The sequence below is a fragment of the Paraburkholderia sp. genome, from assembly GCF_035501035.1.
Classification (GTDB): Bacteria; Pseudomonadota; Gammaproteobacteria; order Burkholderiales; family Burkholderiaceae; genus Paraburkholderia.
The window spans coordinates 1-12,267 of sequence record NZ_DATJWR010000397.1 but is presented as its reverse complement, the minus strand read 5'-3'; the positions used below and the strand labels follow the sequence as shown (position 1 = coordinate 12,267).

Genomic DNA, 12,267 nt, shown 5'->3' with positions numbered 1-12,267 from the left:
GTGCATCGCGCGCCGGGCACCTTGAGTGAACCCGCGCGCCTGCTGATCCAGTTGATCGAGTCGCTTGCACGCGAAAGGCTCGCCCCAGCCGATCGATGAGCACGTATCATGCTCGCGAGCCGGAGAAAAATACATTAGCCGTCCTGAGCAAATGCTGCCCGGCGCCTCGGGCAACAAGGCTTTCTGGCAACCGCTGCCCGATCGCCTCGCCCGCGTTCATGCGCGAGCGCCGGCGCCGGTGCGCGACTGACCGAGGCCCCTTGTCGCGCGCACGGAGATAGTCGATTCAACTAAAATAGCCAGTAAATACATTAAAAATAACTGGCCGAAAATCAATACGATTGCGGAAATCACTGGACTGCGCACGTTCGAACGCGCGTGGGCCACCGCAACCCGACGAATCGGCCGAACCGACCCTATCCACAGGAACGCCCATGCCGCGCCCCATCGCCGCCCGCATCCAGCCCGACGCCATCCGCCACAACCTGCAGCTCGCCAAGCAGATCGCCGCCGGTTCGCGCGCCTTTGCCGTCATCAAGGCCAATGCGTACGGTCACGGCATCGAACGCATCTATCCGGCGCTCGCCGAGGCGAACGGCATCGCCCTGCTCGATCTGGATGAAGCCGTGCGCGTGCGCGAACTGGGGTGGACCAAGCCCCTCCTGCTACTCGAAGGCATCTTCGAGCCGGCCGATGTCGAGCTGGCCGTGGCGTACCGGCTCACGGTGACCGTGCATTGCGACGAGCAGCTCGATCTGCTCGCCGCAGCGAGACCTCAGCGCCCCATCGATATTCAGCTGAAGATGAACTCGGGCATGAACCGCCTCGGGTTTCGCCCGCATGCGTATCGCGCCGCGTGGGAGCGGGCGCGGGCCATGCCGTCGGTCGGTACGATCGGCCTCATGACGCACTTCGCGAACGCCGACGACGGCCAGATCGACTGGCAGCTCGACACCTTCGATGCAGCCGTGGATGGCCTGCCCGGCGAGCAGTCGGTGTCGAACTCGGCGGGCGTGCTCTGGCACCCGCGCGCGCACCGCGACTGGGTGCGGCCCGGCACGATCCTCTATGGCGCTTCGCCCACGGGCGTTGCGCGTCACATCGAGGGGCTCGGGCTGCGCGCGGCGATGACGCTGACGAGCCGCATCATCGGCGTGCAGACGCTCGCGCCACAGGAAACGATCGGCTATGGGCGCACCTTCGAGGCCGACCGGCCCATGCGCATCGGCGTGGTCGCGTGCGGCTATGCGGACGGCTATCCGCGCCACGCGCGAACCGGCACGCCCATCGCCGTTGATGGTGTGCGCACGCGCGTGGTCGGCCGCGTATCGATGGACATGCTCACCATCGATCTCACGCCCTTTCCGCAAGCGGGCATCGGCTCGAGCGTCGAGCTATGGGGAGACCAGGTGCGCGTGGACGAAGTGGCCGAGGCGTCGGGCACGATCGGCTATGAACTGATGTGCGCGCTCGCGCGGCGTGTGCCGGTCGTCGTGGCGGGCGCCGCGGACGCCGCAACGGCGCAAGCGCGCGACGAGAGCGTGGCCGCCTGATATCGACGGCAGCCCGCTGACGAAATTTCGTCAATCTTCTGGTTGAGCCCCGGTCTTGCATCGCCTATTTTGGTGGTGACACGCGCGGCGCGTTGCATGCCGTGCGCAGGCATCGCTTCGAGGAGAGATCTGTGGCCGACCAGGAGACTCACGACTACGCGCCGCATCACGCGGACTACCATCTGGTTGGCGGCGCGGGTGAACGCGCACGCGCCGCGGGCCTCGTCAACGCGCAATGGTACCGCTGCGCGGTGCCGCGCCCCGTGATGAAGCAGCTGATGCAGCGCAGCAACGCACGCGCGATACGCGACACCGCGATCTGGTACGCGTCGATCGTCGCGAGCGGCGTGCTCGCCGGGTTCCTCTGGCACGCGCACTCGTGGTGGGCAGCGCCCGCGTTCCTGCTGTATGGCACGCTCTATTGCAGCCCCGCCGATTCTCGCTGGCACGAAGCCGGCCACGGCACCGCATTCAAGACGCGCTGGATGAACGACGCGCTGTATCAAATCGCGTCGTTCCAGATATTCCGCTGCGCGACGATCTGGCGCTGGAGCCACGCGCGCCACCACACCGATACGCTCGTGGTGGGCCGCGACCCCGAGATCGCCACGCCACGCCCCACCGACTGGCTCTCGCTCGCCCTCAACGTGTTCGCGCTCAAGCACGCATCGCGCGAACTGCCGCGCATGATCGGCGCCGCGCGCGGCCGCCTCGGCGCGGAGGAGCAAAGCTTCGTGCCCGCCTCCGAATGGCCGAAGGCGATTCGCGAAGCGCGCCTGAGCCTGCTCGTGTACGCGATCGTCATTGCCGCTTGCATCGGCTTTCGCACAATCCTGCCGCTGCTCTATGTCGGCTTGCCGAGCCTCTACGGCGCGTGGCTCTATCTGTACTTCGGCCTCACACAGCACGCGGGCATGCCCGAGAACGTGCTCGATCACCGGCGCAACTGCCGCACGGTCATGATGAATCCCGTGTTCCGCTTTCTGTACTGGAACATGAACTACCATGTCGAGCATCACATGTTCCCGATGGTGCCGTTTCACGCACTGCCGCGCCTGCACGAGGTCGTGAAAGCGGACATGCCACCGCCTTATCGCAGCAGCCTGGCTGCCTATGCGGAGATCATTCCCGCACTCGTGCGGCAGACGCGCGATCCTTCTTATTACGTGGCGCGCCCGGTTCCCGGGCCGGCCAAAGCGTGATTCATTGCGCACGCAACGATTCGAAACAAGCCAGGAGACGACACATGCCCCAATGGATCGACGCAGCCGCATTCGACGACATCGAAGACGAAGACGTCATGCGCTTCGACCACGGTGGACGCACCTATGCAATCTACCGCGTGGCAGACAAGGTCTACGCGAGCGATGGACTCTGCACGCACGAACAGGCGCACCTGAGTGACGGGCTCGTGATGGGCCATGTGATCGAATGCCCGAAGCACAACGGCCGCTTCGACGTGCGCGATGGCCGGCCGCTGTGCGCACCGGTATGCGAAAAGCTCGCGACGTGGCCGGCGAAGGTCGAAGGCGGACGCATTCTCATTGAGGTGTGAAGCGGGATTCACGCCGATGTTTGTGCCAGCGAGTATCTCCGGCGCAAACAATCTCGCTAACGCTATCGTGGGATTCGCCTGCTGATACGGTGGCGGTCGAAGTGAAGCGTCGGCAGAACCATTGAGCGAGGCAATCGATGACAGCGAAGCGGTCAGCACGCCTGGAGTTGCCTGGGCAAGTCGTGCTCGTTTTGCAGGGAGGCGGCGCGTTGGGCGCCTACCAGCTAGGCGTCTATCAGGCAATGGACGAAGCCGGCATACACGTGGACTGGGTGATCGGCACCTCTATTGGCGCGATCAACGCGGCGTTGATCGCCGGAAATCCACAGGAGCACCGCTTCGAGCGCCTGGAGGAGTTCTGGACTCGCGTGGCCGAACGCACGCGCTTCGATGTGGCGGCTGCATGGCCCGACTGGGACAAAACGTTTGCAAAACTAATGATTATCGGCGCGGGAATTGCCGGATTCTTCCAGCCCAATCCGGCGTCCTGGTTCGGGCCGCTCGCCCGCCTCGGCGTGGATCGCGCGTCGTACTACATGATTGCGCCGTTGCGCGAGACGCTCGTCTCGCTCGTCGACTTCGACCTGCTGAACGCGGGGCACCCACGCCTCACAGTCGGCGCAGTGAACGCCTGCACCGGCGCCATGCGCTATTTCGATTCGCGCGACCAGCACCTGAACGTCGAACACATCATGAGTTCGGGCGCGCTGCCGCCCGCGTTTCCCGCGGTGCGCGTCGAAGGCGAACCTTACTGGGACGGCGGCATCTATTCCAACACGCCAGTCGAGGTCGTGCTCGACGACAGGCCGCGCAAGAGTTCGGTCATTTTCTCCGTACAGGTATGGAACCCTGAAGGTCCCGAGCCCGAAAGCATCTGGCAGGTCTCGGAGCGGCAAAAAGACATCCAGTATGCGAGTCGCACGGACAGTCATATTGCGCGCCAGCAGCAGATACACCGGTTGCGCCACGTGATCCGCGAGCTGGTGAAACGCCTGCCCGAAGCCGAGCGCGCTACGCCCGATGTTCAGCAGCTTGCCGCCTGGGGCTGCCAGACGACCATGCGGCTCATTAAGCTCGCCGCCCCGCGACTCGATCGCGATGACCAGTTGAAGGACATCGATTTCACCCCAGCCGGCATTGCCGCGCGCCGGCGTGCCGGGTACGAAGCCGCGATGCGGGCGATTGCGGCACGCCCGTGGGAAGCGCCGATGGATCCGATAGAAGGACTAACCGTTTATAGCGTGTGAGCGGTAGATGCGTTGTGCGGCGGGGATTCGGCTTCTCGCACGCGTGGCCCTGCACCTTGCGACGGAAAACGGCTCCGAATGAAGACGACGAGCGACGGTTCACTGCTTCGCGCCGCGAGTCTTCGAAACGTGCAGTCCTGAGGCTCGGCGGCCATGTTGTCGAACAACTTTACGCATCACGGTGCCTCGATCCGATAGACTGGAAATACGCGTTTACCCTCACACTCACTCAAGATCCGCATGGCGCGGTTGCTTCGACCACCCCGACGTTGTACGATTAACTCTGACAATCAGCCATAATGTCAAACAACTTGGCAACGAGCGGCTGATTCAGCAGCGGACGAGATCCGCGAACGGAACGCGCTTCGGCGCGTTCCTGCGTAATTCAATGATGCGGCGGGCACGAAGCGCGCCGCATGGAGACAGCAGATGCGGGCCGCCGCCTCGTTCACGTTGAGCGGCCCTGCGTCCCGCGTACGATAGAGGTCGCCCCCCATGTCGCTGAGCCGCACCGCCACACAAACCGATGTCGCGAAGCGCACCAAGGTGCGTTACCTGATCCTCTCGCTGATCTTCATCATCACCACGCTCAACTACGCGGACCGCGCCACGCTCTCGATCACGGGTTCGGCCATGCGCGCCGAGTTCGGCCTCGACGCCATCCGCATGGGCTACATCTTCTCCGCCTTCAGCTGGGCCTATGTGCTCGCGCAAGTGCCCGCCGGATGGGTGCTCGACCGCTTCGGCGCACGCCGCGTCTACGCAGGCAGCATCTTCCTGTGGTCGCTGTTCACGCTGCTGCAAAGCTCGATCGGTCTGCTCGGCAGCGCGGGCGCCGCCATCACCGGCCTCTTCGCGCTGCGCTTCGCGATGGGCGCAGCCGAAGCACCCGCGTTCCCCGCGAACGCGAAAGTGGTGGCAAGCTGGTTTCCGGCGAAGGAGCGCGGCACCGCATCTGCCATCTTCAATTCCGCGCAGTATTTCGCCGCCGTGGTCTTCACCCCGCTCATGGCGTGGCTCACGCATGCCTATGGTTGGCGTCACGTGTATGTCGTGATGGGTGCAGGCGGCCTGCTGCTCGCCTTCGCGTGGATCAGGTTCATGAAGCATCCCGTCGATCATCCCGGCGTGAACCGCGAAGAGCTCGAGTACATCGGGGCCGGCGGCGGCATCGTGAACGGTCATCAACGCGTGGCGCGCGGCGAACGCAAAGGCGCGAACTGGTCGGTCATTCGCCAGTTGCTCGGCAATCGCATGCTGGTGGGCGTCTATCTCGCGCAGTATTGCATCAACGTGCTCACCTACTTCTTCCTCACGTGGTTTCCGATCTACCTCGTGCAGGCCCGCCACATGACCATCCTGCACGCCGGGCTCGTCGCTTCGCTGCCCGCGATATGCGGCTTTCTGGGCGGCGTGCTCGGCGGCGTGGCCTCCGATTCGCTGATCCGCGCCGGCCGCTCGCTCACCGTCGCACGCAAGGTGCCGATCGTGGGCGGCATGGTGCTGTCGTCGTGCATCATCGGCTGCAACTACGTGAGCAGCGACTGGGTCGTGGTTGCGCTCATGTCGCTCGCGTTCTTCGGCAAGGGGATCGGCGCGCTCGGCTGGGCCGTGATCGCCGATACCGCGCCGAAGGAAGCCATCGGCCTTTCCGGCTCGATCTTCAACATGTTCGGCAACGTGGCCGGCATCGTCACGCCGATCGTGATCGGCTATCTCGTCGCAACGACCGGCTCGTTCAACGGCGCACTCGCCTTTGTCGGCGTCAACGCGATCGTCACAGTGCTCAGCTATCTCGTGATCGTGAAGGACATCAAACGCGTGGAGTTGAAAGCCGCTTGATTCGTGCTTTGATTCGCGCGTGGCTCCCGCTTGGTGCCCAGTCGATTCCCGCCTGCCGCTACGACACCTCATGCGTGCGCCGCGCGAGCGTACGGGCCGCGACGACAGCCGCCGCGAAACCCGCAGCCGCGCCAACCAGCAAGGCCCAGCGGGGCCCCCAGTGGTCCGCCACCCACCCGACGAGCGGCGCGCCGATGGGCGTGCCGCCCAGCGCCACGGCAAGCCGAATCGCCAGCACGCGGCCGCGCATGCCCGGCTCGGTGGAAAGCTGCATGAGACTGTTGGTTTCGGTGGTGAACGTGAGCGCCGCGATACCGATCAGCACGAGCGCCCCGCCAAACCACCAGTAACCCGGCGCGAGCGCTGCCAGCACACATCCCACGCCGAACGCCGCCGCCGCGAACAGCAGCGAAGTGAATCGCGGATGGCTGCGCCCCGCACCGAAGAAGGCGCCACTCATGGTGCCGAGCGCCATCAATGAAGAGAGGAGTCCGTAGCGTCCGGCATCGGCATGAAAGACGCCCACAGCCATCGTCGAGATGAAGATCGGAAAGTTCAGGCCGAATGTGCCGATCAGGAACAGCATGATGAGGATCGCCTTCAAGTCCGGGCGCGCCCACACGTAGCGGAATCCGGCGGCAAAGCTGCCCTTGGCGGGCTGCGCGCGCCTTGCCGTACGCAGTTCGTCCACGCGCAGTCGCGTGAGCGAAATCAGCACCGCGACAAATGAAAGTCCGTTGAGCAAGAAGGCCCAGCCCACCCCCACCGATGCAATGACGAGCCCCGCCACGGCCGGCCCGATCATGCGCGCGGCGTTGAACGAAGTGGAATTCAACGCAACGGCATTGGACAGATCGGCGTCGCCCACGAGCTCCGAGACGAAGGTTTGCCGGACCGGCGAATCGAATGCCGTCGTGCAACCGAACAGAAAGGCGAATACGTAGACGTGCCAGAGCTGCACGAGCCCCGTGGCCGTCAGCACGCCTAGCGCAATGGCGAGCGTGCCGAGCATGGCCTGCGTGATCATGAGCAGCTTGCGCTGGTCGAAGTGGTCGGCGGCGAAGCCCGACCAGGGCATGAACAGCATTTGTGGGCCGAACTGCAAGCCCATCACGATACCTACCGCAGCCGCACTGTGATGCGTGAGGCCGGTGAGCACGAGCCAGTCCTGCGCCGTGCGCTGCATCCATGTGCCGATATTCGAAACGAGCGCGCCCGCCGACCACACGCGATAGTTGTAACTCCTAAGCGAACGGAAATACCCCGAAGCAGGAACGCTCATGCCAGTGCCTCGCGTCAGTCAGTTGGCCACGAGCCGCTTGAGCAGTTCGACCGCGGTAGCGAGCTGCTCTTGCTCCGCGCCGCTGAGGCGCGCCTCTATCCTGCGCGAAAGCCAGTCCTGGCGCGCCGCGCGCCCTTGCTTGAGCCACTCGCGGAAGGTACTGGTCAGCGACCAGAGCGTCTGGCGCCCGTCGTCTGGGTCCGGCGCGCCGGTGATATGCCCCGCGGCTTCGAGCGGCGCGATGAGCGTGCCCATCGATTGCGGGCGCATGCCTTCCGCGCGCGCGAGGCTGGACACGGTGGCCGGCCCTTCGCGTTCGAGCCGCAACAGCACAGCCAACTGCGACGGGGTGAAGTCACCAAGAATGGCCTGTTCACGAAAGCGGCGCCGCAGTTGCGCGACCAGCGCACGCAGGTCGCCTGCGAGTGCTGCGGCAAGTTCGGAAGGTGGGACGTCGGTGCGATTGGTCATGGACGCATTCTAGGAGATGCGAAGGTAAACTGCAAAGATAACCTTCATATCTCGGAACGCTTGTTCCATCTGCCCCGTACAACAGCAGGCATGGCGCGGCCTCGCACGATCAGGTGTGGATCTACCACGCGGCAAGAATAGCAAGGCACTCGTCGATCTGGACCGCCCCAGATCCGCCAGTCGTCCACGTTGACCGCCGGCCCTTTTCCATGGTGCGGACGCTGTCTATCGAGCGATCGAGATTGCGCACCGAAGCACCAACATTTCACCCGCCGGCCCGCGGCTCCATGAACGTATGCCGGAAATACTCGCGTACCGCGTGCATCGCAGGGCTCAGCTCCTTGTTCTTGCGCCACGCCAGCCCCACGCTCATCGCCGGAACGGCGTCGAGCAGCATGATCGTTTCGATGCGCCGGCCTTCGAGAGACCAGGGCCGGTAGACCATGTCGGACAACACTGCGACCCCAGAGCCGTTGGCGACCATGCTGCGCACCGCCTCCACCGACGACGTGCGCAGGATTAGGTTCGGCCGCCACGGTGTCTCGTTCCAGTCGCGCATTGCCGTCTGCGCGGCTTCATCGACGGTCAACATGACGTACGGCTCATGCGCGACTTCGGCAAACGTCACGCTCTCGCGTTTGAGCAACGGGTGATGCGCGCCGACCCAGAGCCGCCGCACGGAATGAATCACGGGCTCCAGCACGAGTTCGGCGTTCGAGACGCTCGAAGTGAGCAGGACGGCAACGGGGGCGAGATCGACGCGCGATCCAATGCAGTAGAAACGGTCTTCTCTGTAAAGTTGCCACGCGGCGAGTAGCGACTCATGGCGCGCAGCTCGCCGAAGAGAAGCGGAATTCACCAGCCAAGGCGAGGCAGTCGTTATTTGGAAGATCCTGTATACCAATTTACCCCGCGTGCACCGAGGCGCTTGCCGACGAGCCCAAGTAGATACTGCGCGAGATCCCTGAGCATCCAGACATCAGCCGAAGCGGCCGATCGAAATGTGACCAGCATGATGACTCCTTGCTGTGATCAAGTATTGCGAGCCGTCGCACCAGACTCGAGACGAGTCCAACCATCGTCTTTCCGCCGCGACAGCCTGGGCCTTCATTCAGTCACGAGAGGGCCTGCCTTCATTTTATATCACATTGCGACATATCGAGGCTAAAAAGCCTTCCCTCGGACCAATCTGGACGATCTATGAATGCGGCTACGCCGCAGTCTTCAGCGCCATCACAGGCGCCCCGTCCAGATCATGTCCAGCAATCGCCACCGCCAGCGCGGGATTCAGACTGTCGACCATCGAAGTCGGCATGAGAATGGTCGCCCCGCGTTCCTTCGTCGTCTCGTAGATGATATTCATCGCCCGAAGCTGCAGCGCGCCCGGCTGAGATTGGTACACTCTTGCGGCTTCGACAAAGTTCGAGGCGATCGCGGCCTCTGCTGATCCCAGAATGACGCGGGCCTGCTTTTCGCGTTCGGCCTGTGCCTGACGAGACATCGCGTCCTGCAACGCTACGGGGATCGCTACGTCGCGAATTTCGACCGAGCCCACGGCGATACCCCATTGGGCTGTCTTGGCCCCGATCTCATCTCTCAGATGGGTATCCGCTGCTGTTCGATCGGAGAGCAGCGTAGCCAGCATCGAGGCGCCGATCAACTCCCGCAACGTTGTCTGAGCGACACGATCGATTGCCTGCCGATAGTCGGTAATCGCCAACGCAGCCTTTTGGGCATCGAAGACGTGCCAGAAAATGATCGCATCGACATTGACCGGAACCGTATCCTTGGTCAAGGCCTGTTCTGCATTGAAAGCTGTCGTCTGAATGCGCTCGTCAATGACTGCAACGACATTGTCCAGAACAGGGATGATCATGAAAAACCCCGCTCCTTTCACGCTCTGCAGCTTTCCAATACGCAGGATTACGAATTTCTCCCATACGTTGGCAACCCTGACGGACATTGAAATCAGCACAGCAATAATAAAGAGCCCGATGCCAATGTACAGGTTGACGAACGCGCCAGCGGCCATCGCAGCGAGCAGGAATAAGGCGGACAGAAGTAGTGTGATCGGATTCAGCATGGTGATGCCTCATGGAACTGCGCAAAGTTATTTCGGACAATTTGAATCGTTCAATCCGTGCCCGGTCGTTGCGACACCCTGATCGTGAGAGGCAGGGATACACATCAAAGCATGCGCGTGATCGTATTGAGCGTCGGTACGATACCGTACCGCGCTCCCTGCATATTGGCCGTGCGCGGTCAGTCCGACCATCAGATAGGGATCTGCCGCATTAGCCAGGCACGACGAACCGCGATTCAGTAGCGAATTTCGTCGCAGATGCGTCTTCCGAACGCCTGCTGCCAGAGGTTGCGGGTGCCGCTCCATCCTCGACACCGCTTCCCCGTCAGTTAGACTAAGCCGTTCCCGCCGTCTTGACGAAAATAGATAGCGACAACATCCTCCAATGCGTCCAGAATAGGCAAATATGGCAGTTGCTTCCGCGACTGAAATAATGGGAGAAATATGATGGCAAAGGGTCAATTACGCGGTAACCGTGAAGCGAAAAAGCCTAAACAGCCGAAAAAGGTGCTGTCTCCAGTTGTAGAAAGTTCTTCGGCGGTGACATCGAAAATCACTCTAGGGCGCAAGCCAGAAAAGAAGAAGTAACACGCTCCCGATCTCGCGGATCGGGGCCTTACGCGTAGGCAAGTCATGTTGGGCGCTGCTCACCGCGTCTGATTTCATTGGTCTGATCAACCGCTTTCCGCGTGGTGCGAGGCTTGGTGCCTTCCGTGCAATCACCTCACACGGAACAATAACGTCCCCTGCCGCGCGATCGGGTTTTCGAGACGCGCTCCCTCAGCCGCCCTGCGCCGGCGTCATTCCTCCAGCGGCGGCGGGCGACGCCCATACCATTTCATCAATGGCCGCATCGACATCCCGTGCGCAAAAATGGACGCCGAAACCATCGCGAGCGTCAGCGTGATCAGCTGCTTTGCCAGCGATTCGCTTACGCCGTGACGAATCGCGAACATCAAATAAAACACGGAGCCTTCCGCGTATTCCGAACCACGAAACCATCGCGCGCGCACGCCCCGCGCTAGCCACGCCGAGCGTTCCGACCACGACGGCGGCAGGACGCACAAGCACGAACATCACCGGAACGGCCGCGCTCGGTCTGCACGCCCGAGGCGAGAACAGGGTCCGTGGGCGCGAGAATGCCGCCGAGAAGCACCGCGGCGCCCAAAGGCAATCCCAAGCCCCACATCCCGACCGCTGCGATCAAGCCTACCGTGATCGCCATCGAGGCAAACGCGAGACGCAACGGAACAAACCATCTTCGGTCGAGGATCGGAACGCCCATGCGCAGCCCAACGGTAAACAGCGAAATCAGCAACGCGACTTCCGTGACCCGGCCGATCACCTCGGCATGATGCAGCGGGTCGGGCACGATCAGGTTCAAACCTCCAGGGCCCATGACGTAACCGACGCACAGATAGATCGTCGCGCTGCTCACCAGCAACCGTGCCAGCGTCGCCCCCGCCACCACCATGGTGATGAGCAACAGGCCGGACAGCAAATACCAGACGGAATCTGACATGGATTGCACAAGGGGAGATGCCGGAGGTCATGCGTGAGAATGAGGCCCAACGTGAATAAGCAGTGCGCCTCAGGGCTAGCCCTTCATCGCACCCAATGCCTGCGCTTTTGCAAAGCGTGGGAGCACCGCTTCATCCCCTGCATGCGCCAGTTCAGGGGCAGGCTAGTGCGATGTAAGCCGACTGCCGATATGGCGCTGTTGCGCCGCAAGCTCGATTTCCCGCCACATGCTCCTGCGAATCGTCGGCTGCATGGCTCACGTTGCTGTTGTCGTGGCAGTGCTACGCGTCTGCGATCCATCAATCGTTCCGTAAATCGGCACGTGCCTCTGTACGGCATTGAACAATTGCGGCGCATCGATGCGGAAAAGACAGTCGTGTGACCGCTGCTTACAACTCCGATCCCTCGAAGGCGATCTTGCAGATACCCAGCATTCGCGGACTATGCGGATCATTAGCCGTCTCGCACTTAGAAGTGGTGAACTGCGTGGCTGCCGTATCGCCGTACAGATCGACTCACAGGTCGCGGCCGCGCCGGTACAGCGCGTCGATGAACGCGTCGCCGGCATGCAAGTCGCTGCTGTTGAAGCTGTCGAGCGAAAGCCACTCGCCGCCGCACACGTTGCCCGTGATCGTTAGGCTCTGCTGGCCGGTGCAGCCGCTATCGCTCAACGTCGCGATCGGCGCGGAGGTGTCCCAGCCGCCGTCGCCCGC

General features: G+C 62.8%; 11 protein-coding genes and 2 pseudogenes. 5 read left to right on the top strand and 8 right to left on the bottom strand.

The genetic code is table 11. The annotated features are described in order from the left end of the window. The first annotated feature begins 434 nt into the window (after nt 1–434). The 5 genes from alr to VMJ11_RS28910 all read left to right on the top strand — a co-directional run bounded on the left by alr (nt 435) and on the right by VMJ11_RS28910 (nt 6,197). Nucleotides 435–1,553 carry an alanine racemase gene (gene alr, locus VMJ11_RS28930; protein ID WP_325624150.1) on the top strand — a complete coding sequence of 373 codons (1,119 nt, stop codon included), beginning with the start codon at nt 435–437 and terminating at the stop codon, nt 1,551–1,553. A 131-nt stretch (nt 1,554–1,684) separates the two neighbouring features. Further along, nucleotides 1,685–2,755 (top strand): fatty acid desaturase family protein, encoded by a 1,071-nt coding sequence (locus VMJ11_RS28925; protein WP_325624148.1) that lies wholly within the window; start codon nt 1,685–1,687, stop codon nt 2,753–2,755. A gap of 44 nt (nt 2,756–2,799) precedes the next feature. Beyond that, nucleotides 2,800–3,108 (top strand): non-heme iron oxygenase ferredoxin subunit, encoded by a 309-nt coding sequence (locus VMJ11_RS28920; RefSeq protein ID WP_325624146.1) that lies wholly within the window; start codon nt 2,800–2,802, stop codon nt 3,106–3,108. Nucleotides 3,109–3,245: 137 nt separating this feature from the next. Continuing rightward, nucleotides 3,246–4,355 (top strand): patatin-like phospholipase family protein, encoded by a 1,110-nt coding sequence (locus VMJ11_RS28915; RefSeq protein WP_325624144.1) that lies wholly within the window; start codon nt 3,246–3,248, stop codon nt 4,353–4,355. Nucleotides 4,356–4,850: 495 nt separating this feature from the next. Then, nucleotides 4,851–6,197 (top strand): MFS transporter, encoded by a 1,347-nt coding sequence (locus VMJ11_RS28910; RefSeq protein ID WP_325624143.1) that lies wholly within the window; start codon nt 4,851–4,853, stop codon nt 6,195–6,197. A gap of 58 nt (nt 6,198–6,255) precedes the next feature. Here VMJ11_RS28910 and VMJ11_RS28905 read toward each other — a convergent pair whose 3' ends face one another. The 8 genes and pseudogenes from VMJ11_RS28905 to VMJ11_RS28870 all read right to left on the bottom strand — a co-directional run. Next, the gene (locus tag VMJ11_RS28905; protein WP_325624141.1) at nt 6,256–7,479 is read right to left on the bottom strand and encodes an MFS transporter; all 1,224 of its coding nucleotides are present in this window, start codon (nt 7,477–7,479) and stop codon (nt 6,256–6,258) included. A gap of 18 nt (nt 7,480–7,497) precedes the next feature. Beyond that, on the bottom strand, nt 7,498–7,950 hold the full coding sequence (locus tag VMJ11_RS28900) for a MarR family winged helix-turn-helix transcriptional regulator (protein WP_325624139.1): 453 nt from the start codon (nt 7,948–7,950) through the stop codon (nt 7,498–7,500). Nucleotides 7,951–8,215: 265 nt separating this feature from the next. Then, a pseudogene (locus VMJ11_RS28895) lies at nt 8,216–8,692 on the bottom strand (LysR substrate-binding domain-containing protein); the annotation flags it as partial. Nucleotides 8,693–8,856: 164 nt separating this feature from the next. Continuing rightward, nucleotides 8,857–8,964: pseudogene (locus VMJ11_RS28890) on the bottom strand (DUF1840 family protein); the annotation flags it as partial. Nucleotides 8,965–9,160: 196 nt separating this feature from the next. Then, the gene (locus tag VMJ11_RS28885; protein ID WP_325624152.1) at nt 9,161–10,030 is read right to left on the bottom strand and encodes a slipin family protein; all 870 of its coding nucleotides are present in this window, start codon (nt 10,028–10,030) and stop codon (nt 9,161–9,163) included. An 803-nt stretch (nt 10,031–10,833) separates the two neighbouring features. Then, entirely contained in the window at nt 10,834–11,001 is a 168-nt protein-coding gene (locus tag VMJ11_RS28880) for a hypothetical protein (RefSeq protein ID WP_325624137.1), read from the bottom strand. Between the two features lie 53 nt (nt 11,002–11,054). Then, on the bottom strand, nt 11,055–11,555 hold the full coding sequence (locus VMJ11_RS28875; RefSeq protein ID WP_325624135.1) for a cation:proton antiporter: 501 nt from the start codon (nt 11,553–11,555) through the stop codon (nt 11,055–11,057). Nucleotides 11,556–12,069: 514 nt separating this feature from the next. Then, nucleotides 12,070–12,267: hypothetical protein (locus VMJ11_RS28870; RefSeq protein ID WP_325624133.1), on the bottom strand; the 198-nt coding region annotated here is incomplete at its 5' end.

Coding starts and splice junctions, on each gene's coding strand:
- alr (WP_325624150.1), top strand. CDS start 435: ATGCCGCGCCCCATCGCCGCCCGCATCCAGCCCGACGCCATCCGCCAC.
- VMJ11_RS28920 (WP_325624146.1), top strand. CDS start 2,800: ATGCCCCAATGGATCGACGCAGCCGCATTCGACGACATCGAAGACGAA.
- VMJ11_RS28915 (WP_325624144.1), top strand. CDS start 3,246: ATGACAGCGAAGCGGTCAGCACGCCTGGAGTTGCCTGGGCAAGTCGTG.
- VMJ11_RS28910 (WP_325624143.1), top strand. CDS start 4,851: ATGTCGCTGAGCCGCACCGCCACACAAACCGATGTCGCGAAGCGCACC.
- VMJ11_RS28905 (WP_325624141.1), bottom strand. CDS start 7,479: ATGAGCGTTCCTGCTTCGGGGTATTTCCGTTCGCTTAGGAGTTACAAC.
- VMJ11_RS28900 (WP_325624139.1), bottom strand. CDS start 7,950: ATGACCAATCGCACCGACGTCCCACCTTCCGAACTTGCCGCAGCACTC.
- VMJ11_RS28875 (WP_325624135.1), bottom strand. CDS start 11,555: ATGTCAGATTCCGTCTGGTATTTGCTGTCCGGCCTGTTGCTCATCACC.